This window comes from Desulfofalx alkaliphila DSM 12257, assembly GCF_000711975.1.
Classification (GTDB): Bacteria; Bacillota; Desulfotomaculia; order Desulfotomaculales; family Desulfohalotomaculaceae; genus Desulfofalx; species Desulfofalx alkaliphila.
In genome coordinates, this window is record NZ_JONT01000010.1 from 1 (window position 1) to 25,502 (window position 25,502).

A 25,502-nucleotide genomic window follows, 5' to 3' on the forward strand; every position below is an offset into this window, starting at 1 on the left:
TCCGCTTTTTCACCATCAACCGCATTTCGCCAGTAGTAGCCATGACGATAAAGGCGAACCATGCCCTTACAACAGGGACATCTATCAAAAGAAGGAAAATTGTTTTCCTTTCCCAAACGGGCATATTCTTCTAAATCGATTTTAAAGTCATGATAAACGACCACAAAAATCACCCCGAAGCATTTTGCAAAAATTATAGCAAAATGTCGGGGTATAGGAAACATTGTCTAACCGGGTTAATTTGAAAAAACTCTTCAGGTTAGGAAGAGGATAAAGAGGCAAGTGACACAAAGCTGGTACAGCCAAGATGTGCAATATTTATAAACAGACACAGGAACAATTTAAGAATGTGACGATATTAAACCGCGGGAAAGTAATACCTATGTTTCGATGTTTAAAAGGTATACAGCATGGGTCATTTAAAATCTAAAAACCAAGATGAGTGGTCGGAAAGAAATATCCTACAAAAAGTTGACACCGTCAAGGGACCACTCTTTTTTGACAAAAATCTAGCTATTTTGGTATAATAAACCGTGTTAATTATAAAACCCTGTCTCGTCGGTTTTTGTGGGCGGGCTTCATGCCCGCCCGGTTTCTTATGGCGGGGCGGGAGACCCGGAGGTTATTGTGATGCACCAAGATGTGCAAAAAATATTGTTAACTGAAGAAGAAATTAAAGACCGCGTGCAGCAGCTGGGGCGGCAAATATCTGAAGACTACCGCGGTGAAAGTATTTTGGTGGTAGGAATATTAAAGGGTGCAATGATTTTCCTGGCAGACCTGGTGAGACACCTTGAAATACCTACCTTCTTTGACTTTATGGCGGTATCCAGTTACGGTTCTTCCACCATGTCCTCCGGCGCAGTGCGCATTTTAAAGGACTTAGACAAAAGTATTGAAGGTAAAAACGTGATAATTGTTGAGGATATAGTTGACACCGGTTTAACCTTAAGTTACCTGGTGGATAATTTGCGTGCCAGGGAGCCGGCCACAATTAAGGTTTGTACCCTCTTGGACAAGCCCGACCGCCGCACTGTGGACGTCACCATTGATTACAACGGTTTTACCATTCCTGACGAATTTGTGGTGGGTTACGGTTTGGATTTTAACGAACGCTACCGTAATCTTCCCTATATTGCGGTGTTAAAGCCGGAAATATATAAGGGATAAGAAGCTAAGGTTGACCGGCAAGAACTGGTCAACCTTGTGTTTTAATTTGTAATTGGGAGGCAATAGCAATGTCATTGGGACAAGAAATGGTGGTAGTGCTGGACTTTGGCGGCAAATACACCCAAATGATTGCCCGCCGGATACGGGAATGTAAAGTGTTTTGCGAGATACTGCCTTACAACATAGGGGTGGATAAACTAAGGAATAAAAACCCAAAGGGTATAGTGTTCAGCGGCGGGCCGGCCGATGGCGGTGCCGAAAATGCCCCGCCGGTGGATGATGCCATTTACCGATTAGAGATCCCTATTTTGGCCGTTGGCTACGGCATGCAGATGATGGCCCGACAATTGGGCGGTAAAATCAGCGGTGATGTTCAGCTGGCAGAGGGAAAGAAGACCCTTGAAATAACAGCCAATTCAAGACTGCTGGCCGGGTTGGAAACTAAAGAGGAGTGCTGGGTGAGCCAGGGGCACAGTGTGGAAGAGCTTCCCCAGGGTTTTGCCCCGGTGGCCCGCAGTGAGGACAACCGGGCCTTGGCCATGGAGGACCCCGATAAAAAACTCTATGCAATGCAGTTTCACCCGGAGGTGGCACACACCCCAAAGGGTAAGCAGGTGTTGCAGAACTTTTTGTACGATATATGCCGCTGCAGCGATGCCTGGACCATGTCTTCTTTTCTGCGGCAGTCGGTGGCTGAGGTGCAGGCTAAGGCCGGGGATAAAAAGGTACTGTGTGCTTTAAGCGGCGGAGTTGATTCCTCGGTGGCTGCGGTGCTGGTACACCGGGCGGTGGGTGATAACCTCACATGTGTTTTTGTGGACAACGGCCTGCTGCGCAAGGGTGAAGCTGAGCAGGTAATAAACACCTTCCGGGAAAAGTTTAATATGAACTTAATCCATGTGGATGCCAGGGAAAGATTTTTAAACAAGTTGGCCGGGGTTACCGACCCTGAAAGAAAGCGAAAAATTATCGGTGAAGAGTTTATTCGCTTATTTGAAGAAGAGGCTAAAAAGTTAGGTCAAATAGATTATTTGGTGCAGGGTACAGTGTACCCGGATGTGGTGGAAAGTGGCACCGCCGCAGCGGGGGTTATAAAATCTCACCACAACGTGGGCGGTTTACCCGAAGATATGCAGTTTGATTTGATTGAGCCCCTGCGCTGGCTCTTTAAGGATGAGGTGCGGCTGCTGGGTGAAGAATTGGGACTGCCCGAAGAGGTGGTTTGGCGGCAGCCATTTCCCGGCCCGGGGCTGGCTGTGCGCTGTTTAGGGGAAGTGACGGAAGAAAAACTTGCGGTGCTAAGGGAAGCCGATGCCATTGTAACCGATGAAATTAAGAAGGCCGGCTTGGACAGGGAAATTTGGCAGTACTTTGCTGTTTTGCCCAACATTAAAAGTGTTGGGGTGAAAGGGGATAGGCGGACCTATGTGTGGACCGTGGGTGTTAGGGCAATTCACAGCAGCGACGGCATGACTGCCCAATGGGCACACATACCCTACCAAGTGCTGGATAGCATTTCAACCCGCATTTGCAAGGAAATAGAGCAGGTTAACCGGGTGGTATACGACATCACCGCAAAACCCCCCAGCACCATCGAATGGGAGTAATGCAAGAGGCGATAAGGGCTGTAAAAGCTTAAATAGCGGTTGACAGACATTGCCAATCTTTGCTAAGATGAAGTTGTAAAAAAATAAATATATCGTATATACTTGGGGATATGGCCCAAGAGTTTCTACCGGGCAACCGTAAATTGCCCGACTACGTGAGAAAGTGTACCTAGGGTTCCACACCAAGTAGGTGGTTCGGTCCAAGCGGTACAGGTCGGCTGATGTTGACTACACCGATAGGGATAAAAACCCAGGCGGTAGGTTTCGCGCGCTTGTTGTGAAACCTGCGCGCCTGGGCTTTTGTTTTTCTGTCCCCTATCGCTGGATATTTTCCTTATAAATTATGTAAGATATGTAAAACTGACTTGGTCGTTGAGCTAAATATTAATTAGGAGGATGGTGCTATGACTCAGCCTTTAGTTGGTATTGTTATGGGCAGCGATTCTGATTTGCCGATTATGAAAGGTGCCGCATCTATTTTGGACAAGTTCGGCATTCCCTATGAAGTACTGATTTCGTCAGCACACCGGGTGCCGGAACAAACCGCTGAATATGCCCGTAATGCCCACAGCCGGGGGTTAAAGGTGATTATTGCCGGTGCCGGTTTGGCCGCCCACCTGCCCGGGGTTATTGCGGCCTTTACCCCGCTGCCGGTAATTGGTGTGCCCATAAGGTCCGGCGCCCTTGAAGGGGTAGACGCCCTATATGCCATTGTGCAGATGCCTCCGGGAATTCCGGTGGCCACTGTGGCCATTAACGGTGCCAAAAATGCCGGCATACTGGCGGCGCAAATTATCGGGGCCGGCGATGAATCGGTACTAAAAAAGGTATTGGATTATAAAGAAGAAATGGCAAAAGAAGTACAAAATAAAGCTGCTAAGCTTAATGAACTGGGTATAGAGGCTTACCTGGCATCTAAGGAGTAGGAGGGTTAACTAAAAAATGATTGAACGGTATACATTGCCAGAAATGAAACGCATTTGGTCGGAGGAAAACAAGTTTCAAAAGTGGTTGGAAATTGAAATTTATGCCTGTGAGGCCCTGGCAGAATTGGGCGAAATACCTGCCGAGGCGGTGGAGGTTATTAAAGAAAAAGCAGCCTTTACCGTGGAGCGTATTCTAGAAATAGAAGAAGTGGTGCACCATGATGTCATTGCCTTTTTAACCTGTGTTGCGGAGCAGGTGGGTGAAGAAAGCAAATACATCCACCTGGGCTTAACCTCGTCCGACGTGGGAGACACCGCCCAAAGTGTACGGATGAAGGAAGCCGGTGAACAAATTCTTAGCCGCTTGGAAAAACTCCATGAAATATTGCTGGAAAAGGCCCAAGAATACAGGTATACCATTATGATTGGCCGTACCCACGGAATTCACGCCGAGCCCATGACCTTTGGCTTGAAAATGCTCTTGTGGGCGGCGGAAACGCAGCGGAATATCGAAAGATTGCAAAGGGCCATTGAAACCATAAGTGTGGGTAAAATTTCCGGCGCAGTGGGAACTTACGCAAACATCGACCCGAGGGTAGAAAGCCATGTTTGCGCCCGCCTGGGACTTACCCCTGCAAAACTTTCAACCCAGGTGCTGCAGCGGGATCGCCACGCAGAGTACATGAATACCATGGCGGTGATTGGCTGTACCCTGGAGAAAATGGCCACTGAAATCCGCTCACTGCAGCGCACTGACATCCGGGAGGCCGAAGAGTTTTTTGCCAAGGGCCAGAAGGGGTCTTCAGCCATGCCCCATAAGCGCAATCCCATTATCACCGAGCGCATTTCCGGTATGGCCCGCCTGCTGCGGGGCAATGCCCTGGCAGCCATGGAAAACGTGGCCCTGTGGCATGAGCGGGATATTTCACACTCATCGGTGGAAAGGGTAATTATCCCCGACAGCACCACCGCCTTGGACTACATGTTAAAGAAAATGATTGACATCATCAGTAATTTATTGGTGTATCCTGAAAAGATGAAGCACAACATGGAGCGCACCGGTGGCCTGCTCTTCTCCCAGCGGATGCTGCTTGCATTGGTGGACAAGGGCATCAGCAGGGAGCAGGCATATGAGCTGGTGCAGCGCAATGCCATGGAGTGCTGGAGAACAGGTAAGAAGTTTAAGGAACTGTTGGCTGCCGATGAAGAGGTGGCAAAACTAATTAGCCCGGATGAATTGGACGGTATTTTTGAATACAGCCATTATCTAAGGCATATTGATAGAATTTACGCCCGCTTTGGGCTATAAAAAGGAGCGGTACCATGCAAAAGTTAGAGATGTTATATGAAGGTAAGGCTAAAAAAGTATATAGAACCGATAATCCCGATTTGCTTTGGGTGGAATATAAAGATGATGCCACCGCCTTTAACGGTGAGAAGAAGGGCACCATTGTGGGCAAAGGTGTGCTGAACAACTTAATCAGTGCCCACTTTTTCCAGATGTTGGCGCAAGAGGGTGTAGCTAACCACTTTGTAGAGCTGATCAACGAGCGGGAGCAAATTGTAAAGGCCCTGGATATTATCCAAGTGGAAGTGATTGTGCGAAACCTGGCTGCCGGCAGCATGGCAAAACGCCTGGGCATGGAAGAGGGTACCGACCTGGGCGGCCCGGTGGTGGATTACTGCTATAAAAGTGACGAACTGGGCGACCCCTTGATTAATGATGATCACATTCGGGCTCTGAAGTTGGCCACCCCTGAACAGGTTCAGACCATGCGGGAAACGGCCTTGAAGGTCAACCAAATACTCACCGAATATATGAAGGGCAAAAATATAATCTTGGTGGACTACAAGTTGGAATTTGGCATCCATAAGGGTCAGGTATTACTGGGCGATGAAATTTCACCGGACACCTGCCGCTTTTGGGACAGCCGGACCATGGAAAAATTGGATAAGGACCGCTTTCGCCGTGATTTGGGCCAGGTGGAAGATGCCTACAAAGAAGTATACCGCCGCTTAACGGGCAAGGAAGTAAACCTATAGTGACAAATTAATAACCTGTACCCGCTTGCAAATTTTTAATGCAAGCTTCATAGGGGGTGAACCGATGGAGCGGGAATACAGCGTAAAACTGCTGCAAACACTGGCTGCGCTAGACAACAAGGAACTGACCGAACGCAATATCTTTGCCGCCCAGGCTTGCACACTGGACTTTGCCAACGAAGGTGATATCATCATTCTGCTGGAGAATGGTGTAGCCAAGCAGCAAGAGCTGCAAAGGGCATTGAACAACAAATTAATTAACTCTGCCCAGCTTCTGGGGGAGGGCGGCTTGGCAGTGGCGCTGGCACTGGCCTGTGTGGCCGGCGATGTCGGTGCAGTTATCCATATGATTGAAAACAAACCGGGAGAGGTACTCTTGTTTGAAAAATCCCCCGATAAAATAATCTTAACCACAGAAGAAAATAATGTTGCTGAATTAATACGATATTTAACGGTTTCGGGAATTTCCTTTACCCGCCTGGGCACAGTGGGGGCTAATGAGCTGGAAATTAATTTATATCGGCAGGGATGCTATTCAGGGCAACCGTCCAGTGTTATCAAGGTTCCCGTGGCAGAGTTGAGGAAAAAATGGCAGGGGGAAAAGAAATGATCTTTGATGCGAGGAACTCATCTGCTTGGTGGCAAAGGGATAAGATGCAAGAGGAGTGCGGCATATTTGGCATTTATGCCCCCGGCTCTGAGGTGGCAAAGTTAGCCTATTACGGCCTTTATGCCCTGCAGCACCGCGGCCAGGAGAGTGCCGGCATAGCGGTATCCAACGGGCAGGAGATTAGGCTGCACAAAGGTATGGGCTTGGTGCCTGAGGTCTTTACCGGTGATGCGCTAAGCAATTTAAAGGGTAAGGCCGCCATTGGTCATGTGCGCTATACCACCAAGGGCTCAAAGGAACCTGCCAATGCCCAACCCCTTGCCTTTAGGCACCGCAATGGGATGCTGGCGCTGGCACACAACGGAAATTTAACTAACGCTGAAGAATTGAGGAATATTCTTTACGACAGCGGAGCAATATTCCAGACCACCACGGACAGTGAAATTATTGTCAATTTAATAGCCCGCTACAGCCAGCAAAGCATTGAAGGGGCCATTATGAAGGCCATGATCGACATAAAAGGGGCATATTCAGTGGTGGTACTCACCGAGGAATCGCTGTACGCAGTGCGTGACCCCTATGGTTTTCGCCCCCTCTGCCTGGGGCGTATGGGTGACAACTGGGTGGTGGCCTCGGAAAGCTGTGCCCTGGAAACGGTGGGGGCTGAACTGGTGCGGGATGTGCAGCCCGGTGAAATAGTGCGCCTAAACAAGGACGGCTTAACTTCACTGCAAATGATGGCAGCATCTAGGCCTGCCTACTGCATGTTTGAATATATTTACTTTGCCCGGCCGGACAGCACCATTGACGGCTTTCACGTAAACAAGGTGCGCCGGGAAATGGGGCGCCGGCTGGCCCGTGAATACCCGGTGGAGGCGGATATTGTTATTCCGGTGCCGGACAGCGGCACTGCCGCGGCCTGGGGCTACGCCGAAGAGTCAGGTATTCCCTTTGAAGAGGGGCTGATGAAAAACAGGTATATCGGACGCACCTTTATTCAACCGAGCCAGGAAATGCGTGACTTGGCGGTGCGGTTAAAGCTTAACCCCATGCGGGAGGTGCTGGCAGGCAAACGGGTGGTGATGGTGGATGACTCTTTGGTTCGGGGAACCACCAGCAGTAAAATTGTTAAGATGCTGCGGGAATGCGACGTTGAAAAGGTGTACCTGTGTTTAAGCTCGCCCCCTGTGGTGAGCAGTTGCCACTACGGCATTGATACCAGCAACCGCAAAGAGTTGATTGCTGCCACCAAATCAGTTGAAGAAATACGTCAAATGGTTGGAGCCGACGGTTTGCATTATCTAAGTGAAGAGGGACTGCTGAGTATCTTTGCGGATACAGAGCATAAATTTTGTATGGCTTGCTTTAACAATCAATACCCGGCGGAGGTGCCCCGGAACACAGGAAAATAATGATTGAAACAAACCGGGAGGTAAACTATGAATCAAAAGGTAAAACAACCCTTGACCTATGCCGCATCGGGTGTGGATATAGATGCCGGCAATCGGGCGGTGGAGTTGATTAAAAAATCGGTAAAAAGCACACACCGGCCTGGGGTGATGGCGGACATTGGCGGCTTTGGGGGCCTGTTTGCACTGGATACCGCCAAGTACAAAGAACCGGTCTTGGTGTCTGCCACCGACGGGGTGGGTACCAAACTGAGAATTGCCCACCTCTTGGATAAACACGACACCATTGGTATAGATGCAGTGGCCATGTGCGTCAACGACATACTGGTGCAGGGCGCCGAACCGCTCTTTTTCCTGGACTACCTGGCGGTGGGCAAGCTAAGCCCTGAACGGGTGGCCGAAATTGTGGAGGGTATTGCGGCGGGCTGCCGCCAGGCAGGATGCGCCCTTATTGGCGGGGAAACTGCAGAAATGCCCGGTTTTTATGGCCCCGAGGAGTATGACATTGCCGGATTTGCCGTTGGCATAGCGGATAAATCCCGCTTGATTGACGGTTCAAGGGTTAAGGCTGGGGACGTGCTTATTGGTCTGCCCTCATCGGGCCTGCATTCCAATGGTTATTCATTGGTGCGCAAGGCGCTCTTTGAGGTGGCGGGCTACGATCTTGATACAAGGCTGCCGGATCTCAAAGGTACCATTGGGGAAGAGATACTGGAACCCACCCGCATATATGTAAAGGCGGTACAACCGCTGCTGGATAAATATGACCTTAAGGCCATGGCCCATGTTACCGGCGGCGGTATAACCGAGAACATACCAAGGGTGCTGCCCCAGGGGCACATGGCGGTGGTTGACCGTTCTGCCTGGCAGCTGCCGGCCATATTTAATTACGTTCAACGGGCCGGTGCCATTGCCACCGAGGAAATGCTGCGCACCTTTAATATGGGGATTGGTTTTGTGCTGGTTGTATCCCCGGAAGAGGCTGATGCTGTAATGGCAGACCTGGCCGCCGGGGGAGAGGCTGCCGCTATTATTGGTGAGGTGGTTGCCGGTGAGAAAAAAGTAGAATATAAGGGTGAGGGTGTGAAGTAATGGAATTACTTACCCTGGGCGTGCTGGCCTCAGGCCGGGGCTCAAATTTACAATATATTATTGATGCCTGTGAGCGGGGAGCCATCAATGCTGCGGTAAAGGTGGTCATCAGTGACAAAGAGAATGCCTATGCCTTGGAAAGGGCTAAGAAGCACGGCATTGCCAATTATTTTGTGGATCTAAAGAGTTTTCCCGATAAGGAAAGCTATGAACAAAGGATAGTTAAACTATTAAAGGACCATAAGGTTCAATTGGTATGCCTGGCAGGCTATATGCGGCTGGTTGGTCCTACCATGCTGAACCAATTTCCCATGCGGATTATGAACATCCACCCGGCCCTGCTGCCTTCCTTTGCCGGGCTGCATGCCCAGCGCCAGGCCTTGGAGTACGGGGTAAAGATCTCGGGGTGTACCGTGCACTTTGTTGATGAAGGAATGGACACCGGCCCCATAATATTACAGGCCCAGGTGCCGGTGCTGGATGATGATACCGAAGAAACTTTATCTAAAAGAATACTGGAGCAGGAGCATATTATTTATCCCAAGGCGGTGGGCTTGTTTGCCCAAGGAAGGCTGCGGGTGGAAGGCAGGCGGGTAGTGGTTAAGTGACTTAATGCAAAATTCAGAAATAAAATTCTGAAGGGTGACGTCCTTCAAAGGGGGTTATTTCTTTGATTAAACGGGCGCTTATAAGTGTTTCTAACAAAGAGGGATTGTTGGATTTTGCCAAGGGCTTGGCTGAGCTGGGGGTGGAGATTGTGTCCACCGGCGGCACCGCCAAGGCCTTGCAGGAGGCTGCAGTGCCGGTGACTTATATATCAGAGGTAACCGGTTTTCCGGAAATTCTGGACGGCAGGGTGAAGACGCTGCACCCTAAGGTACACGGCGGTATACTGGCCATGCGTACCGAAGAACATCTGGCACAGTTAGAGGAACTGGATATTACCCCCATTGATTTGGTGGTGGTAAACCTGTATCCCTTTAGGGAGACGGTGGCCAAGGCCGGGGTAACCTTGGAAGAAGCCATTGAAAATATAGATATCGGCGGCCCGGCCATGGTGCGGGCGGCTGCCAAAAACCATAAGAATGTTTTGATAGTGGTAAATCCCAGCCGTTATGATGATGTGCTCAGTGCCGTAAGGAATAAGCAGGTGTCAGAGCAGCTGCGCCTGGAGCTGGCCCGGGAAGCCTTTAGTCATACCGCTGCCTATGACAGTGCCATTTCTGCATATTTAAACGGTATCACCGGGGAAGTAATGCCCGCTGAATTATGTGTATCCGCCCAGTTGGTGCAGCGGCTGCGCTACGGTGAAAACCCGCACCAAAAGGCGGCATTTTACCGGGATACCACAGTTAAAAATGCCTGTATAGGTAACGCACAACAACTGCACGGCAAGGAATTATCTTATAACAACATTTTGGATGCCAACGCCGCCCTGGAACTGGTGCGGGAATTTGAAGAGCCCACCGTGGTAATCATTAAGCATAACAACCCCTGCGGATGTGCCAGCCATGAGCAGTTAAGTGTGGCCTATGATAAAGCCTATGAAGCGGACAAGGTTTCTGCCTTTGGCGGCATTGTGGCCTGCAACCGGCCGGTGGACGGGGCCACTGCGGCAAAAATGAACGAAATTTTCTTGGAGGCTGTAATTGCCCCGGACTTTACAGCTGAGGCCCTAGAAATATTAACCCAAAAGCCCAACCTGCGGCTGTTAAAGACCGGTGATTTAACAAAACAAACCAATGATCTGATGGAAATACGCACAGTTAACGGCGGCTTTTTATTGCAACAATGCGATCGGGAGTTATTAGACCCCGAGGCCATGAAGGTGGTTACAGAAAAACAACCGGACCAGCAGCAGCTGGATGAAATGATTTTTGCCATGAAAATTGTGAAGCATGTAAAATCCAATGCCATTGTGGTTACTAAAGACAGACAATTGATAGGCGTTGGGGCAGGGCAAATGAACCGGGTGGGGTCGGCAAATATCGCCTACAGCCAAGCCGGGGAAAAGGCCAAGGGTGCGGTAATGGCCTCCGACGCATTTTTCCCCTTTAGGGATACGGTTGATGCCGCCGCCAAAGCGGGAATTGCCGCTATCATTCAACCCGGCGGCTCGGTGCGTGACGAAGAATCTATTACCGCCTGTAACGAACACGGCATAGCCATGGTATTTACCGGCATGAGGCATTTTAAACACTAGTGGCAGTATCTTTTGTAGGGGCGGGTGATCAGGCGCCTGTAGTTGGCTTTCGTGTTTGTAGGGTAGGCGGCCCTGTGCCTGCATTCTTGTAGGGGTTCGATTCATCGAACCCTTATTGCAAATGTACCTTTTACTTAAGGAGGCTTTTCAATAATGAAGGTTCTTGTTGTGGGCGGCGGCGGGCGCGAACATGCCCTGGTTTGGAAAATCGCCCAAAGTCCAAGGGTTGATAAAATTTATTGTGCGCCGGGCAATGCCGGTATTGCACAAATGGCACAATGCGTGGATATACAGGCAGAGGATCTTGACGGCTTGTTGGACTTTGCCCAAAAGGAAAAAATAGACCTTACGGTGGTGGGGCCAGAGGCGCCATTGACCATAGGTATTGTAGATAAATTTACCCAGGCGGGCTTACGCATCTTTGGACCCAGTAAAAATGCCGCTCAACTGGAAGGCAGTAAGGCATTGGCCAAGCACTTTATGCTGAAACACAACATTCCCACCGCTAAATATGCGGCCTTTCCCAATGAAAGGGAAGCGATGGATTACGTGCGCAGTAAAAACAAGCCCCTGGTGGTTAAGGCCTCGGGCCTTGCGGCAGGCAAAGGGGTCATCATCTGTCAGTATATGGCCGATGCTTTGGATGCGGTGCGCCGGGTGCTGGTGGACAAGGAATTTGGCGATGCGGGCAACCAGGTGGTAATTGAAGAATGCCTAGAGGGCCAGGAGGTAAGTGTGCTGGCCTTTACCGACGGCAAAACCATTATTCCCATGGTGCCGTCCCAGGATCATAAACGGGTATTTGACGACGACAAGGGCCCCAACACCGGCGGCATGGGTGCCTATGCACCGGCGCCGCTGTATACGCCGGACTTACATGAAGTGGTGGTGCGGGATATATTGGAACCCACCATTAAGGGCATGGCTAACATGGGCTGGCCCTATAAGGGGATAATTTATGCCGGCTTAATGATTACAGCCGATGGGCCCAAGGTGTTAGAATATAATGTTCGCTTTGGCGACCCCGAAGCCCAGCCGGTGCTGTCCCTGTTAGATAGCGACCTGGTGGAAATAATGGAAGCGGTCATTGATGAGCGCTTAGACCAGGTGGAAGTAAAGTGGAAGAAGGGTGCTGCGGTGTGCGTGGTAATGGCAGCACAGGGTTACCCGGGCAATTACCCCAAGGGAGATGTAATCACCGGCCTGGACAAGATGCCTGAAAATGTATCGGTCTTCCACGCCGGCACCGCCCAAAAGGAGGGGCAAATAGTAACCAACGGCGGCAGGGTGCTGGGTGTAACCGCCGTAGGCCAGGACCTCCCCGGTGCCATTGATAAAGCCTACCAGGGGGTAGAAAGAATAAAGTTTAACGGTGCCCATTATAGAAAGGACATAGGCAGTAAAGCCTTGTAAACGGGAATTCAAAAGGGGAATGCCCTTGTACCTTTGTAAGGGCAGATACCGGGTGCTTGCATTTTTCTATGGCAGGCGACCATCCCCTTACATTTTAGTAGGGGTTCGATTTATCGAACCCCTATTGTTTAAGGAGGCTTTATTAAGTTCTCCGTCCTTGCGGCAGGTAAAGGGTCATCAACTATGCCGAAAGATTAAAGAAGGTTTGCATTAACCGCAACCTTCTTTTTTGTTTTAAACAGTTGTTATTTGAGTGGAATAAATTTTTATAAATAATACAGGGGTAACAGGCACTGTTTTTAATGTTTTAACTGGCATATTATTAGTCCGTTTGTTGTATAGAAAAAGAATAATCTAATTCACCGGTGTAGAAATAAGGGCTGTTGCAGAGAGTGCAGCAGCCCTTATTATTTTTCCGAACTAATTTACCCTATACAAAAATACCCAAATATGATATACTGAGTTACAACAGTAATGCACTATGCTACTCGTGAAGGAAGTGATTGTTTGTGCTAAATACAAACAGTTTAAAGCCCATTTACATACAGATAGCAGAATGGCTGGAGATGGAGATTTTAAGCGGCAATATCCAAAGTGATGAAAAGATATATTCACAGTACCAACTGGCGGATATGTTTAATATAAATCCAGCCACTGCTGCCAAAGGCTTGAATATTTTAGCTGATGAAAACCTGCTATACAAAAAGAGGGGTCTTGGCATGTTTGTATCTCCCCATGCCCGGGAGACCATTCGCAACAAACGGATAAAGCAAAACTTAAAACAATTGGCATTGGAGCTAGCAGCTGAGGCGGAACGCCTAAATGTTGATGATGACCAATTGTTTGAAATGATTAAGGCGGCCAAGCTCCAGGTGCAAAAGGGGGAATAAGGGTGAGGGTAATTGAATGCAGCGGCCTGACAAAAGAATTTGGGCCCACCAAGGCTGTTAATAGCCTGTCTTTTACCATCGAACATGGCAAAATAACAGGCTTGATAGGACGTAACGGTGCAGGGAAAACCACACTATTAAAACTGATTGCCGGATACTTACTTCCCAGCGCAGGCAGTGTCAAGGTTTTTGAGGAGGATCCCTTTAATAGTCTAAAGGTATCTGCCAACATGATTTTTATTGATGAGAACATGGCCCTGCCTGAGTCAATGAATCTTATTGAAATTCTAGAATCGGCAGGCAGTTTTTATAAAAACTGGGATGATAAACTGGCCATGGGGCTATTTGAGTATTTTAATCTAAATCCCAAGCAATACCACAAAAATCTTTCAAAGGGAATGAAAAGCACCTTTAATGCCATTATTGGCATATCAGCCCGGTGTCCACTGACCATATTTGATGAACCAACCACAGGCATGGATGCGGCGGTGAGGAAGGATTTTTACCGGGCCTTGCTCAAGGACTTTATGCACCATCCCCGAACGGTCATTCTTTCCAGCCATCACATAAATGAAATTAATGATATATTAAGCGACCTTCTCTTGCTCAAGAACGGTGAAAAGCTTCTTCATACCTCGGTTGACCGGTTAACTGAATATGCCCTTGGGCTGCAGGGCAAGGGGGATGTCATCGCAGAGATGATTAAAAATACAGAGGTCTTCTACCGGAAAAAGATAGGGAAAGACAGCCTATATGTTGCCGTTCGCAATCAATACTCCTTGGAGGAGTTGCAAAGGGGCCGCCTTAGGGGTGTTGAGATTTCCCCGGTGGCCACTGAAGACCTTTGTGTGTACCTTACCGATAAACACAATGGAGGGATAGATGATGTCTTTGGCCGAGACTAACCTGTTATCAGTGGTGAAAGCCCAGTACAATTACAAATTAAAGGCAAATGCCAGAACTTTCATCGGTTTGATTATGTTGCAGCTGTTAGGGTTTCTTCTCTCCTCCCTTAATGGCGTGGGTACAACCGGCGGAAGTTACGGCAATGCAACTTATTTAGTTAAACACTACACCGGCGACTTTATTATTGTTTTTACATTAATTTGGGCCTTTATTACCGGCATCAACACCGCCGCCGGCGGTTATAAACTGGATTTTACCTTTGTTACCAACAGACTAAGCAGCCATCTTTCTGGTTTGGCATTTCTGTTAACTGCTTCAATAATAGGCGGTGTTACCGCCACACTGTGCGGATTGTTGTTGCGCATAGCAGTGTTTTTTACCCACAGGGGCGCGGAAATAGTTTTTGGCTTTTGGATTCCGCCACTTGTTTTGATAAGCAGCATCTATATAGCCATACTCTACATTTTTCTTGTAAGCTCCTTAGGATATTTTGTGGGCACCTTGGTACAGCGAAATCGGATTTTTAACATAGTTCTGCCGGCAGCATTTTTTGGCACCCTGTTTATGGATGCCAGAAATACCAATGATGTTCAGTTGTTAGTACCTATCATTAAATTTTTTATTAAAGAGAGTTCTTATGTCCTCTTTTCTCTAAAGGTAATTCTGGTGTCTGCCTTACTCTTTGGCTGTATAGTTTTAATTTCCAAAAGAATGGAGGTTAGAAGATAATGTCATCGCTGTTATTATTTTTGGTGCTTTGCCTAGTAATTCTTTGGCTCCTTTTAATTATTAGTAATACTGTTATCAAAAAAGCACCAATATCCCTTATTGGTACCCGCTTGGTAATCAGCATTTACCTTGTGTCTTTATTATTGTCTGTACCTATCTTCTATGCCGTTGCAAGCCCCACAGATTCGGCGGCAGTAACGGAGACAGCACGGGAAATATCTTTGGAAGAATACAGCCGCCTATTGGATGCAGTCTATGAGGGTCGACTGGAGGAAGACAAAGCTGCCACTTTAAACAGTCAACAGAGTATTGAATATAATAAAGAACACTTATTTGTAACCGGCTCAGACCTTCAAGACCATTTAGTCTTGATTGCAGTTAAAGAAAAGGTGGTAAATGACGGCAAGGTAGAGGTGGCAATTTATTCAGAAACACCTTCCCCTGCCCAAATTGCGGCGTTTAATCCGCCAGAAGTAAGGCTTGTGGGGGATAGGTTGGAGATTATCCCACCCCAACCAAGGCATGTGGATATCATTTATTTTGACCATGATTATACTACCTCTGCCCAATTTACCGGTAAAGGATTATTTAATGCAGGCGGACCTTATTTGTTTTCTCCCCGTCATCGGATACTATATCTGCAAGTACCTCCTGACCTCAAAATTGAAACTGACAATAGCATAAGGCATATGTTGCACTATATTGGGAATAAATAAAACTCTTTTTGTTATTCCGGCATATGACAAAAAAGTTAAAATTATAGTGCAAACCAAGGGGACGGGGGCCGCTTTGATTTTATGTTAAAATAAAAACGGATTAGTTTAGTAATGATTTGGTTTTGGAGAGTGATCGTTTGATTTACCAAAATCCCAATTATAAAAAGGTAAAGGGCAGTCGGACTTTATTAGTTCGCTGTGGCTATTGCAAAACTGACATTGCTTTATATCAAAAGATAGGCAAGGGTAGCTTATTAAGAATGCATATCCCAAGGATTATTAAAAGCTCTGTTGACTTATCCCAGAAGCCCCAAGAGTTAATTTGCCCCGATTGCCAAAAGCTGTTGGCAATGAAAATAACCTTCAGAAAGAATAAAGAAGCGTACAAAATGATCAGAAGCACATATAATACCAAAGAATTATAACAAAGCCCTTAAAATCGAAATTGAGAGAATGACACCTATCAAAGTAGCTTTCTAATTTAAGTTTATTGCGTAACACCATATGTTAGCGGAAGTAGCGCCCACTGCTTTCCTCAAAAAGTTCATTGATGCGATGTTTAATCCATGGTATTTGTCCGGCACTGACGCAACTCTACGATGGTAAAAAATAGCTACTGCGGGCTAATCCAAGATAGTCAAGCAGTTCTTCTAAAGGATTTATTAAATATCCGAAAGCCGGTCCCTTGGAAACGCCAATGGCCGGCTTTTCTTCACCGCAAATTCAAGATGTTTTTTTCGCCACCCTTATGGACTGCCGGCAGTAGTGGATACAAACAATAATAAGCAGAATGACTATCACAAAAGGTGTCCATCCAAGTCCGTTTTGTCTTCCTAAGGCTGTTTGTATCGTTCCGAAAATAATGTAGGCAAAAATAAAACTCATTAAAAAATTCATGCTCGCCATCATTCTTGCGATGTATATTCTCATTGCCTTTACCTGGTTTTCATTTAACTCATCTTTTTTAACCGTGGGCACATTGATGAGATGGATAAAGTTCTTCCAGTTTTTTGGGGCAACACACAAAAAATAGTTTAAAAGCCAGGTGAAGGCGAATAAATGCACAAATAAGATTAGTAAGCCCACCAGTGAGATTTTACCGCTCCAGGCGTCCGGTTCACCTGTAAAATTATAGTGTGTCGGAATCTCATCCGGCAATTGTCCGTACATGAGCGCCAGATAAAGGGCCGCAAATATAAGCATACCCATGGCTATGAAATCAACATAGGGTGGATAGTATTGTTTAATTCGCTGCCAAATTCTCATGTTTTTCTCCCTTTATTTAGTAAATTTTCTAATACTAGAAAACCGGCAAAATAATTGCCCCATGCCTTTCGTATTCCTCCGGTATTTCTCCTATTGGCCAACCGGGGGCTGTGGTTTCAACGTAGTAGTATCTACTTCCCCGGTATTCATAGTATGCCCCGGGCAGATTTTCTCCCTTAATACCCACTGCCATATGGCCTACGGGGTCATCGGGCAGCAGGATCAGCACTGCACCGTAATCCATTTCATTAAGTATTGCTGCCAACAGAATGCTGGTGTCTTCGCAGTCTCCCACTTGATCAACTAGGGTTTCTATGGGGTAGCGGGCATATTGAGCCCTTCCTTTAGTTTCTTCATCATCTGCATATTCAATGTTTTGCACAAAGGAAATTACTAATTCCACCGTTTCTTGTGGTGTATAACCTTCATCGCCGGCCACCTGGGTAAACTTTTCGGCCAGGGCAGCTATATAGGGGGCATGGCCGGCATCTTTTACGTAAACAGAAAAATCATTGGTGGGTGGTCTTTGTAATTGGGCGTAATGCCGGTAAAGGTGCTGGGGTACTTGCATTCGGTAGGTCCAGGTTTTGCCACCGTAATCCCACACAAATTCCCTTTCAAAGACTTCGGAGGATATTTGTAAATCAGGATCATTAAACGCGGTAACGGTGCTTTCAGAGTAGGTAAATATTTTCTTTATACCTGCTAAATAACCCTCTCCGGCTATTCTTTCAATTTTGGAGACAAGCTCCAGGTTCAGCGGTATGCCCTTTGCGCTTACCTTTGAGGACATTAATAAGGGGGTGACCATCAGTATAGCGGCCAGAATAAAGGAAATAAGAATCACTTTACCTAGTCTCAATACAGTTCACCGCCTTTATTAAATTATATTAAACATATATTCAATAAAAGTGTTTTTCTTCCTGCCTAGTTTACATAATATATTTTTAAACAAAAACACTTTCAATTTTTAACGTATTAAAGGATTTTTTGTGGCAAGCGTCGAAAAACGGATAAAGGGATATAATATGGTAAGCCAGGAGGGATTATTATGGGATACAGGGGTAAATTAAAAGATCCGTTAAACGATAACTTATTTGAAGCGGTGCTTACTCTGGAAACAATAGATGACTGCTATCGTTTTTTTGAGGATATCTGTACTGTGGCTGAACTGCGGGCGCTGGCCCAGCGTCTGGAAGTGGCTAAAATGCTGGAAGCAAATCGGACCTACGGCGATATTGCCTCTATAACCGGGGCCAGCACTGCCACTATCAGTCGGGTGAAACGCTGCTTAAACTATGGTGCCGACGGGTACAAATTGGTGCTTAAAAGGTTAGCTGCGAAACAAGAGGGGCTGGAAAAGCCACTGGACGAACGGGAGAGGGAGTAGTTATGACATCAAGTCGTTTTGGCCGCCTGCCCGAAGGGGTCAGGGACTTACTGCCCGCCGATGCCAGGCGTAAAAGACAAATGGAACAAGCCTTTGCAGATGTGGCTGGGAGCTGGGGGTATCAAGAGGTGATCACCCCCACCTTTGAGTATTTTGAAAATCTTTCATCGGGGGACAGCGACGATGATAAGCTGTATAAGTTTTTAGACCGCCGGGGCCACCTGATGGCCCTGAAACCCGATGTGACCAGGCCCATTGCCCGCTTGGTCGCCACCCGGATGCGCAACGCTCCTTTACCGCTGCGCCTATATTACTTATCCCATGCCTTTAACTACGAGGAACCCCTTGTGGGCCGGCAGCGGGAGTATTATCAGGCCGGCGTTGAAATACTTGGGGCGGCAGGCCCTGCGGCGGATGCCGAAGCGGTGGCGCTGGCGGTGGAAGCCATGCAAAGCTGCGGCTTACAAGAATTTAGAATGAGTCTGGGTGATGTGAGTATCTTTCACAGCTTGATGGAAGAACTGCAGCTTTCTGAACTGCAGGTGCAGGCCATTAAAGGGGCCGTGGGGAAAAAGGACTTTGTACTGTTGGAAGAACAGCTGTCCTCAACCGGCATATCCCAGGAAAAACAAAGGCGTATTTCCAAGCTGCTGTCGCTGAGGGGTGGGCCTCAGGTGCTCGATCAGGCCAGGGAGATATTGGACAGTGAAAGGGCCCTGGCCGCTCTGGAAAATTTGGGCCAGGTTTATGGCACATTAAAGAGTTACGGTGTACAGGAAGCGGTGACTTTAGATTTAGGACTGCTGCTGGGCTTAGATTACTACACCGGGGTGGTCTTTGAAGGGTATACCCTATCCTTGGGCTTTCCGGTCTGCGGAGGGGGCCGTTACGACAAACTCTTAGAACATTTTGGCTACCCCTTACCTGCCACCGGCTTTGCCCTAAGCCTAGATCAGTTGTTGGCTGTCAAGGAGAAAGAGCAGGACCGGTCTGAAGAGGCCTTGGTTGATGTGCTGGTGGCCTGGGGTGAGAACAGGCTGGATGAGGCGGTGAGAAAGGCACAGGAACTTAGGGCCCAGGGTTTAAAGGTTGAACTGCAGCTGGAGCCAGGCACTCCAGATGAAGCAAAAGATTATGCAATAAATAATAAAATAAAGAGACTGGTATATATTAATACAGGGGATGTTCAGGATGAATTATTAACATGAGCAGCTATTCCCCACTAATTTAAAAGGAGGTCGGTTATAGTGTCTATCTGCCGCAAGTTGTTATTGACCCTGTTAATACTTGGTCTAACGGTTGTCATGGCATCCTGCTCCAGACAAGGGATAGATCCCATACCCGGTGTGCAGTCGCTGCTGCCGCTGGAGGAGGGCAACCAATGGCATTACCGGGGTATCAACAGTGAATACGCCCAGTACAGCGAACGGGTCTTGTACCTTGAAGGCAGCCGGGTGCAGGTGGTAAGGGAAAACCCAGGAACCACAATGGTTTTTATATATCAAGTGGAAGAGGACAGTATTGTGCTGGTTTACAGCCAAGAGGAATTTTATAGCGAAGAAAACATTTTAGACAGGGAAAATAACACCAGGGAAGTAATTTTGCAAGGGCCTGTGGCTGTGGGCACAAGCTGGCAGGTGGGGGACCGGCATTACGAAATTGTAGAAACCGATGCAAGGGTAGAAACGCCGGCCGGCCAATTTCAAAATGCAGTGAAGGTGCGGTCTGTATTCACGGGCAGCGAACATGAAATTATTCAACACTATGTACAAAATGTGGGTATGGTTAGGTCTGAGTTTATTTCCGGTGACTCCAAAATAATTTCAGAATTGGAAAGCTACCATGTAAATTAGAAATAAAGCAAAAACTTTATAAAATCACTTGACACCCCCGGCCTGGGGGTTTATCCTTTTAACATATCATTAATTTAACTAACTAAAGGAGGCCCCGTTGTGGTTGCAGCTGCTGAATTAATTACCTTTGCTATACCGAAGGGTACGCTATTTAAACCGTCCATAAAGCTGTTGGAGTCCGTGGGTTTTAATTGCGATGTGTTAAAAGGCGACTCCCGCCAGCTGGTTTTTACGGTGGAGGAGCAAGGTGTGCGCTATATAATTTGCCGCCCCACCGATATTCCTACATTTGTGGAGTATGGGTCTGCAGACTTTGGCCTGGTGGGTAAGGATACCATTGTGGAACAAGAAAGGGACGTTTATGAACTCTTGGATTTAAAATACGGAGGCTGTCGTTTTGTGGTGGCGGTGCCGGAGCGACTTAAGGACATGGGTTTAGAAGAGTGGGGCCAGGCCAGGGTGGCCACCAAGTTTCCCCGGGTGTCGGAAGAATACTTTCGCTCCAAGGGCCTGCAGATGGAAATAATAAAACTGCATGGCAATATTGAGCTGGCCCCCACTGTGGGGCTGGCCGAAATGATAGTGGATATTGTCTCCACCGGGCGCACCTTGAAGGAGAATAATTTGGTTCCCATTGAAGAAGTAATGCGTTCCACCGCTCGGTTAATTGCCAACAGGGTAAGCCATCAGTACAAGGCGGAGAGGGTAAACGCTTTGGTGGAAGATTTTAGAAATGCCATTGATGGAGGGCTGTTTGATGATTAAAGTAGTTAACTCTGATGATTTGGCCCTGGCCGGATTGCTGTATCGCCGGGAAACCGGGCAGAAGGAAATAGCCGACAAGGTGGCCAAAATTGTTGAAGCGGTGTGCAATGAAGGGGACACCGCCCTTTTAAGATTTACCGAGGAATTTGATAAGGTACAACTGACCCCTGATCAATTGAAGGTGAAAGATGAAGAAATCGATGAGGCATATAAGCTGGTTGAACCTGCGGTGCTGGAGTCACTGCGGTTGGCCAGGGACCGCATTGAAAAATTTCACAGGCGGCAGCGGGCCGACTCTTGGTTTGAACCCGATGCCGAAGGTACAGTGATGGGTCAAATGGTGCGCCCCCTTTTTCGGGTGGGCAGCTATGTGCCGGGGGGCACCGCCTCTTATCCATCGTCGGTGCTGATGAATGTTATTCCTGCTAAGGTTGCCGGTGTGAAACATATTGTGATGGTTACTCCCCCCGGCAAAGACGGCAGGATTAACCCCTATACCCTGGTGGCTGCCCGGGAGTCCGGGGCCACGGAAATTTACCGCATTGGCGGTGCCCAGGCCATTGCCGCCCTTGCCTATGGCACCCAAACAATTCGTCCGGTGGATAAAATAACAGGCCCGGGGAATATTTATGTTACGCTGGCTAAGCAGCAGGTTTATGGCCAGGTGGACATAGATATGCTGGCAGGTCCCAGTGAGGTGCTGGTTATTGCTGACGGTAAGGCCAATGCCGCCTATATTGCCGCCGACATGTTGTCCCAGGCAGAACACGACCCCCTGGCCGCAGCCCTCTTATTAACCCCTGACGAAGGGCTGGCCCAACGGGTACAGGAGGAACTAAGAAAACAAATTGCCGGGCTGCCCAGGCAAAATGTTGCTAAGCGTTCCCTGGGGGATTACGGCACCATTGTCATTACTAAGGACTTAGACGAGGCCTTTAAAATAGTCAACAGATTTGCGCCCGAACACCTTGAACTTTTGGTGGATGACCCCTTTTCCTGGCTGGGCAAGGTGTATAATGCCGGTTCGGTATTTTTGGGGCCCTATTCGCCGGAACCGGTGGGGGATTATCTGGCAGGGCCCAATCACGTACTGCCCACCGGAGGCACCGCCAGGTTTTACTCAGGCCTTAACCTGGATGCCTTTGTAAAAAAATCCACCGTGATTTCTTTTTCCAAGGCCACCTTAAGTCGTTTGGGTGATCACGTGATACGCTTGGCAGAGGTGGAGGGCTTACAGGCCCATGCCAATGCTGTGCGCTTGAGGTTAGAACAAGAGGGAAAGAATGGGGGAGATAAATAAATGTTTAACCCTTCTTTATTGATGCGGGAAGATTTGCGCCGGCTAAAGCCGTATCAACCCCATGATTATCCCGACACCGTCAAATTGGATGCCAACGAAAACCCCTATCCCTTTCCGGCGGAGGCCCTGGAAGAAATAGGGGCTATGGTTGGCCGGGTGGATTTTCCCCGCTATCCGGATCCGGTGGCAAATGACCTGCGCAGGGATTTGGCCGACTATGCCGGGGTGCAGCCGGAGCAAATATTGGTGGGCAACGGCTCTGACGAAATCATTTTAAATTTAGCAATGGCCTTCGGCGGCGGTCGGTCGGTGGTCATTGCCGCCCCTACCTTCTCCATGTACCGCATTGACAGCCAAATTGCCGGGGCAGAGCCGGTGGAAGTGCCCCGCAGTGATAACTTTGACATTAACGCCGGCGTGATGGTGATGGCGGTCCGGGGCACAGGCGCTAAGCTGATGATCCTGTGCAGCCCCAACAACCCCACCGGCAATGCCACAAAAATGGAAGTCATTGAAGAAATTGTCGATAATACCGATGCGCTGGTGGTGGTGGACCAAGCCTACATCGAGTTTGGCGGCGAAGACTGTGTAAGGCTCTTGGATAAGTACCCAAATGTGGCTATACTGCGCACCTTTTCTAAGGCCTTTGGGCTGGCCGGTTTGCGGGTGGGCTACCTTTTGGCCTCCCCGGCGGTGATCAATGAGCTGATGCGCATAAAACAGCCCTACAACTTAAATAGCTTTTCGCAAATGTCAGCCAGGGTGGCCTTAAAGTATTTGCCCCGGTTTAAAGCCCAGTGGCAGAAAATAATTGCCCACCGGGATGAATTATCCCAACAGCTTTCTAAGATGCCCGGGCTAGAGGTTTACCCCTCTGATGCCAACTTTATACTGTTTCGCACCGGCCTGGATGCGGATTTTGTGCACAGCCGGCTTATAGAGAAGAAGGTGTTAATTAGAAATCTGGGGAAAGATATGCCCGGCTACCTGAGGGTCAGTGTGGGCACCGCCCAAGAAAATGCAGTGTTTATTAAGGCGTTGTCAGAAATTATTGGCGAGGTGAAGTGAAGTGGCAAGAACTGCCAAGATAGAAAGGCAAACCACAGAGACCAATGTTTCTCTGAATTTGGGCCTTGACGGTGCCGGTGTGGCGAAAATAAGTACCGAGGTGGGTTTTTTTGACCACATGCTAAACCTGTGGGTAAAGCACGGGGGCTTTAACTTAGAGTTGTATGCCCAGGGCGATCTCTGTGTGGATGCCCACCATACCGTTGAAGATGTGGGTATTTGCTTGGGCAAGGCGGTGCGGGAGGCCTTGGGTGATAAAAGGGGCATCACCCGCTACGGACATGCCTTTGTGCCCATGGATGAAGCGCTGGTGCTGGCGGTGGTGGATTACAGCGGCCGGGGCTACCTGGCCTTGGAGGCGGATTTCCCCTCCCAAAAGGTGGGGGAATTTGATACTGAATTGGTGGAAGAATTTTTACGGGCCCTGGCGGTAAACGGTGAGTTTACACTGCATGTGCGGGTGCTAACAGGTAGAAATACCCATCACATCATAGAGGCAATTTTTAAGGCCCTGGGCCGGGCAATGGGCCAGGCGGCCGCCATAGATGATAAGGTTCAGGGTATACCCTCTACCAAGGGCCTACTTTAATTTGTCCCTTTTGTATCTGCAGGCGGTTAATAAAGAACTTTTTAAGAAAGTTGGTGTGAAATGCTAGTGATTCCGGCCATCGACCTTAGGGATGGCAGATGTGTTAGATTGGTGGAAGGACGACTGGATCAAGAAACGGTATATTCAGAACAACCGGTGGATACTGCTAAACACTGGCAGCAAATGGGGGCTGAATACTTGCACCTGGTTGATTTGGACGGTGCCTTTGCTGGTTCTCCCCAAAACTTAGATGTAATTAAAGAAATAGTGAAGGTATTAAATATACCGGTGCAGGTGGGCGGTGGCATTAGGGACCTTGGCACCGTTGCCATGCTATTGGATATGGGGGTAGACAGGGTGATACTGGGCACCGCTGCCATATCCCAGCCCCACTTGGTGCAGCAGGCGGTGGAGAAGTACGGCGACAGCATTGTGCTGGGCATAGATGCCCGGGACGGCAAGGTGGCTGTACAGGGCTGGGCCATTGAATCCGACATGGAAGTGCTAGACCTGGCACTGCAAATGAAGGAGCTAGGGATAAGGCGGGCGGTATTCACCGACATTCGCCGGGACGGCACCCTAAAGGGACCTAACCTGGAGGCCACCGGAGAGCTGGCCCGGGCCAGCGGTTTGAAGATAATTGCCTCCGGCGGAGTATCCAGCCTTGATGATTTAATTAAAATTAAAGGGTTGGAGAGCCTCGGTGTGGAGGGGGCCATTATGGGTAAGGCCCTATATGCGGGCACCGTTGACTTTAAAGATGCCTTGGCGGTGGCCAAAGGCCGGGTGGTGAAGTGATGGCCTTTAAGAGAATTATTCCCTGCCTGGATGTGAATGAAGGCCGGGTGGTCAAGGGCACTAACTTTGTCAATTTGAGGGATGCCGGTGACCCGGTGGAATTGGCCGCCCTCTATAATGCTGAGGGAGCCGATGAGCTGGTATTGTTAGATATCACTGCCACCGCCGAAAAGAGAAAGACAATGTTAGATGTGGTGAGGCGTACAGCAGAAAAGGTAAACATGCCCTTCGCGGTGGGGGGCGGCATTAGAACGATAGAGAATATTAATGAGATACTGAAGGCCGGGGCGGATAAAGTGTGCATTGGTACCGCCGCCATTAAAAATCCCCAACTGATTAAAGAAGGGGCCGGCGCCTTTGGCAGCGGGTGTATTGTGGTGGCCATTGATGCCAGAAGGGTGGCACCCGGCCGGTGGGAAGTTTACACCCACGGCGGACGCACCCCAACGGGTATCGATGCGGTAGAATGGGCTAAAAAAATGGAGTCCTTTGGGGCAGGGGAAATACTGCTTACCAGTATGGACCGTGATGGAACTAAAGAAGGCTTTGACTTGGAGCTGACCGGTGCAGTGGCCGATGCAGTAAAGATCCCGGTGATAGTATCCGGCGGTGTGGGCAATTTGGAGCACCTGGCCCAGGGCCTGACGGTAGGGAAGGCCGACGCCGCCCTGGCGGCATCCATCTTTCACTTTAGGGAGTATTCCATCCGCCAGGCAAAGGAGTATCTGCAGCGGCGGGGTATACCGGTGCGCTTATAGG

General features: G+C 48.6%; 27 protein-coding genes and 1 riboswitch. Of the genes, 25 read left to right on the forward strand and 2 right to left on the reverse strand.

The annotated features are described in order from the left end of the window. The first annotated feature begins 630 nt into the window (after positions 1–630). The 16 genes from hpt (at position 631) to BR02_RS0106780 (ending at position 16,139) form a co-directional block, all read left to right on the forward strand. Positions 631–1,170: a hypoxanthine phosphoribosyltransferase gene (gene hpt / locus BR02_RS0106705; RefSeq protein WP_031515466.1), complete on the forward strand. Its 540-nt coding sequence runs from the start codon at positions 631–633 to the stop codon at positions 1,168–1,170. Between the two features lie 68 nt (positions 1,171–1,238). Next, positions 1,239–2,777, forward strand: coding sequence for a glutamine-hydrolyzing GMP synthase (gene guaA, locus BR02_RS0106710; protein ID WP_031515468.1), 1,539 nt, complete (start codon positions 1,239–1,241; stop codon positions 2,775–2,777). Positions 2,778–2,849: 72 nt separating this feature from the next. Beyond that, positions 2,850–2,951: riboswitch (purine riboswitch) on the forward strand. Positions 2,952–3,181: 230 nt separating this feature from the next. Then, positions 3,182–3,703, forward strand: coding sequence for a 5-(carboxyamino)imidazole ribonucleotide mutase (purE, locus tag BR02_RS0106715; RefSeq protein ID WP_031515469.1), 522 nt, complete (start codon positions 3,182–3,184; stop codon positions 3,701–3,703). A 16-nt stretch (positions 3,704–3,719) separates the two neighbouring features. Continuing rightward, the gene (purB, locus tag BR02_RS0106720; protein WP_031515471.1) at positions 3,720–5,012 is read left to right on the forward strand and encodes an adenylosuccinate lyase; all 1,293 of its coding nucleotides are present in this window, start codon (positions 3,720–3,722) and stop codon (positions 5,010–5,012) included. Positions 5,013–5,026: 14 nt separating this feature from the next. Then, on the forward strand, positions 5,027–5,746 hold the full coding sequence (gene purC, locus BR02_RS0106725) for a phosphoribosylaminoimidazolesuccinocarboxamide synthase (RefSeq protein ID WP_031515473.1): 720 nt from the start codon (positions 5,027–5,029) through the stop codon (positions 5,744–5,746). Positions 5,747–5,810: 64 nt separating this feature from the next. After that, positions 5,811–6,356, forward strand: coding sequence for an AIR synthase-related protein (locus BR02_RS0106730; RefSeq protein WP_031515475.1), 546 nt, complete (start codon positions 5,811–5,813; stop codon positions 6,354–6,356). Next, on the forward strand, positions 6,353–7,768 hold the full coding sequence (gene purF, locus BR02_RS0106735) for an amidophosphoribosyltransferase (protein WP_031515477.1): 1,416 nt from the start codon (positions 6,353–6,355) through the stop codon (positions 7,766–7,768). The genes BR02_RS0106730 and purF overlap by 4 nt, the downstream gene beginning before the upstream one ends. Positions 7,769–7,795: 27 nt before the next feature. Then, positions 7,796–8,857, forward strand: a complete 1,062-nt coding sequence (purM, locus tag BR02_RS0106740; protein WP_031515479.1) for a phosphoribosylformylglycinamidine cyclo-ligase — start codon at positions 7,796–7,798, stop codon at positions 8,855–8,857. Then, on the forward strand, positions 8,857–9,465 hold the full coding sequence (gene purN, locus BR02_RS0106745) for a phosphoribosylglycinamide formyltransferase (RefSeq protein ID WP_031515481.1): 609 nt from the start codon (positions 8,857–8,859) through the stop codon (positions 9,463–9,465). The genes purM and purN overlap by 1 nt, the downstream gene beginning before the upstream one ends. Before the next feature lie 56 nt (positions 9,466–9,521). Then, positions 9,522–11,060, forward strand: coding sequence for a bifunctional phosphoribosylaminoimidazolecarboxamide formyltransferase/IMP cyclohydrolase (purH, locus tag BR02_RS0106750; protein ID WP_031515483.1), 1,539 nt, complete (start codon positions 9,522–9,524; stop codon positions 11,058–11,060). Positions 11,061–11,213: 153 nt separating this feature from the next. Further along, a complete protein-coding gene (purD, locus tag BR02_RS0106755) occupies positions 11,214–12,473 on the forward strand; it encodes a phosphoribosylamine--glycine ligase (protein WP_031515484.1) in 1,260 nt (419 codons plus the stop codon). A 509-nt stretch (positions 12,474–12,982) separates the two neighbouring features. After that, positions 12,983–13,363 carry a GntR family transcriptional regulator gene (locus tag BR02_RS0106760; RefSeq protein ID WP_274377119.1) on the forward strand — a complete coding sequence of 127 codons (381 nt, stop codon included), beginning with the start codon at positions 12,983–12,985 and terminating at the stop codon, positions 13,361–13,363. Between the two features lie 2 nt (positions 13,364–13,365). Further along, positions 13,366–14,268, forward strand: coding sequence for an ABC transporter ATP-binding protein (locus BR02_RS0106765; RefSeq protein WP_031515488.1), 903 nt, complete (start codon positions 13,366–13,368; stop codon positions 14,266–14,268). Next, positions 14,249–14,998: a hypothetical protein gene (locus BR02_RS0106770; RefSeq protein ID WP_031515490.1), complete on the forward strand. Its 750-nt coding sequence runs from the start codon at positions 14,249–14,251 to the stop codon at positions 14,996–14,998. Before BR02_RS0106765 ends, BR02_RS0106770 begins: the two co-directional genes overlap by 20 nt. Then, the gene (locus BR02_RS0106775; protein WP_031515492.1) at positions 14,998–15,714 is read left to right on the forward strand and encodes a hypothetical protein; all 717 of its coding nucleotides are present in this window, start codon (positions 14,998–15,000) and stop codon (positions 15,712–15,714) included. The genes BR02_RS0106770 and BR02_RS0106775 overlap by 1 nt, the downstream gene beginning before the upstream one ends. Before the next feature lie 137 nt (positions 15,715–15,851). Next, entirely contained in the window at positions 15,852–16,139 is a 288-nt protein-coding gene (locus BR02_RS0106780; RefSeq protein WP_031515494.1) for a hypothetical protein, read from the forward strand. A 298-nt stretch (positions 16,140–16,437) separates the two neighbouring features. Here the strand turns inward: BR02_RS0106780 and BR02_RS0106785 are convergent, their stop codons facing one another. Then, entirely contained in the window at positions 16,438–16,980 is a 543-nt protein-coding gene (locus BR02_RS0106785; RefSeq protein ID WP_031515496.1) for a DUF1648 domain-containing protein, read from the reverse strand. 34 nt (positions 16,981–17,014) lie between these two features. Next, positions 17,015–17,842, reverse strand: a complete 828-nt coding sequence (locus BR02_RS0106790; protein ID WP_051688175.1) for a transglutaminase-like domain-containing protein — start codon at positions 17,840–17,842, stop codon at positions 17,015–17,017. Positions 17,843–18,031: 189 nt separating this feature from the next. Between BR02_RS0106790 and BR02_RS0106795 the strand changes: the two genes are divergently transcribed. The 9 genes from BR02_RS0106795 (at position 18,032) to hisF (ending at position 25,501) form a co-directional block, all read left to right on the forward strand. Next, the gene (locus tag BR02_RS0106795) at positions 18,032–18,370 is read left to right on the forward strand and encodes a YerC/YecD family TrpR-related protein (RefSeq protein WP_031515500.1); all 339 of its coding nucleotides are present in this window, start codon (positions 18,032–18,034) and stop codon (positions 18,368–18,370) included. A 2-nt stretch (positions 18,371–18,372) separates the two neighbouring features. Continuing rightward, complete coding sequence (gene hisZ, locus BR02_RS0106800) at positions 18,373–19,578, forward strand: ATP phosphoribosyltransferase regulatory subunit (protein WP_031515501.1); 1,206 nt, start codon at positions 18,373–18,375, stop codon at positions 19,576–19,578. Between the two features lie 39 nt (positions 19,579–19,617). Next, complete coding sequence (locus BR02_RS0106805; RefSeq protein WP_031515504.1) at positions 19,618–20,223, forward strand: hypothetical protein; 606 nt, start codon at positions 19,618–19,620, stop codon at positions 20,221–20,223. Positions 20,224–20,322: 99 nt separating this feature from the next. Next, a complete protein-coding gene (gene hisG, locus BR02_RS0106810) occupies positions 20,323–20,988 on the forward strand; it encodes an ATP phosphoribosyltransferase (protein WP_031515506.1) in 666 nt (221 codons plus the stop codon). Continuing rightward, a complete protein-coding gene (gene hisD, locus BR02_RS0106815; RefSeq protein ID WP_031515508.1) occupies positions 20,981–22,288 on the forward strand; it encodes a histidinol dehydrogenase in 1,308 nt (435 codons plus the stop codon). Before hisG ends, hisD begins: the two co-directional genes overlap by 8 nt. After that, positions 22,289–23,356, forward strand: a complete 1,068-nt coding sequence (hisC, locus tag BR02_RS0106820) for a histidinol-phosphate transaminase (protein ID WP_031515510.1) — start codon at positions 22,289–22,291, stop codon at positions 23,354–23,356. A 1-nt stretch (position 23,357) separates the two neighbouring features. Then, positions 23,358–23,945 carry an imidazoleglycerol-phosphate dehydratase HisB gene (gene hisB, locus BR02_RS0106825; protein ID WP_031515512.1) on the forward strand — a complete coding sequence of 196 codons (588 nt, stop codon included), beginning with the start codon at positions 23,358–23,360 and terminating at the stop codon, positions 23,943–23,945. Positions 23,946–24,005: 60 nt separating this feature from the next. Next, positions 24,006–24,743 carry a 1-(5-phosphoribosyl)-5-[(5-phosphoribosylamino)methylideneamino]imidazole-4-carboxamide isomerase gene (hisA, locus tag BR02_RS0106830; protein ID WP_031515514.1) on the forward strand — a complete coding sequence of 246 codons (738 nt, stop codon included), beginning with the start codon at positions 24,006–24,008 and terminating at the stop codon, positions 24,741–24,743. Beyond that, positions 24,743–25,501, forward strand: a complete 759-nt coding sequence (hisF, locus tag BR02_RS0106835) for an imidazole glycerol phosphate synthase subunit HisF (protein WP_031515516.1) — start codon at positions 24,743–24,745, stop codon at positions 25,499–25,501. The genes hisA and hisF overlap by 1 nt, the downstream gene beginning before the upstream one ends. Position 25,502: the final 1 nt, after the last annotated feature.

Bases quoted from the DNA above. Each gene is read 5' to 3' on its own strand.
- hpt (WP_031515466.1), top strand. From the start codon at position 631: ATGCACCAAGATGTGCAAAAAATATTGTTAACTGAAGAAGAAATTAAA.
- guaA (WP_031515468.1), top strand. From the start codon at position 1,239: ATGTCATTGGGACAAGAAATGGTGGTAGTGCTGGACTTTGGCGGCAAA.
- purE (WP_031515469.1), top strand. From the start codon at position 3,182: ATGACTCAGCCTTTAGTTGGTATTGTTATGGGCAGCGATTCTGATTTG.
- purB (WP_031515471.1), top strand. From the start codon at position 3,720: ATGATTGAACGGTATACATTGCCAGAAATGAAACGCATTTGGTCGGAG.
- purC (WP_031515473.1), top strand. From the start codon at position 5,027: ATGCAAAAGTTAGAGATGTTATATGAAGGTAAGGCTAAAAAAGTATAT.
- BR02_RS0106730 (WP_031515475.1), top strand. From the start codon at position 5,811: ATGGAGCGGGAATACAGCGTAAAACTGCTGCAAACACTGGCTGCGCTA.
- purF (WP_031515477.1), top strand. From the start codon at position 6,353: ATGATCTTTGATGCGAGGAACTCATCTGCTTGGTGGCAAAGGGATAAG.
- purM (WP_031515479.1), top strand. From the start codon at position 7,796: ATGAATCAAAAGGTAAAACAACCCTTGACCTATGCCGCATCGGGTGTG.
- purN (WP_031515481.1), top strand. From the start codon at position 8,857: ATGGAATTACTTACCCTGGGCGTGCTGGCCTCAGGCCGGGGCTCAAAT.
- purD (WP_031515484.1), top strand. From the start codon at position 11,214: ATGAAGGTTCTTGTTGTGGGCGGCGGCGGGCGCGAACATGCCCTGGTT.
- BR02_RS0106770 (WP_031515490.1), top strand. From the start codon at position 14,249: ATGTCTTTGGCCGAGACTAACCTGTTATCAGTGGTGAAAGCCCAGTAC.
- BR02_RS0106775 (WP_031515492.1), top strand. From the start codon at position 14,998: ATGTCATCGCTGTTATTATTTTTGGTGCTTTGCCTAGTAATTCTTTGG.
- BR02_RS0106785 (WP_031515496.1), bottom strand. From the start codon at position 16,980: ATGAGAATTTGGCAGCGAATTAAACAATACTATCCACCCTATGTTGAT.
- BR02_RS0106795 (WP_031515500.1), top strand. From the start codon at position 18,032: ATGGGATACAGGGGTAAATTAAAAGATCCGTTAAACGATAACTTATTT.
- hisZ (WP_031515501.1), top strand. From the start codon at position 18,373: ATGACATCAAGTCGTTTTGGCCGCCTGCCCGAAGGGGTCAGGGACTTA.
- hisD (WP_031515508.1), top strand. From the start codon at position 20,981: ATGATTAAAGTAGTTAACTCTGATGATTTGGCCCTGGCCGGATTGCTG.
- hisC (WP_031515510.1), top strand. From the start codon at position 22,289: ATGTTTAACCCTTCTTTATTGATGCGGGAAGATTTGCGCCGGCTAAAG.
- hisA (WP_031515514.1), top strand. From the start codon at position 24,006: ATGCTAGTGATTCCGGCCATCGACCTTAGGGATGGCAGATGTGTTAGA.
- hisF (WP_031515516.1), top strand. From the start codon at position 24,743: ATGGCCTTTAAGAGAATTATTCCCTGCCTGGATGTGAATGAAGGCCGG.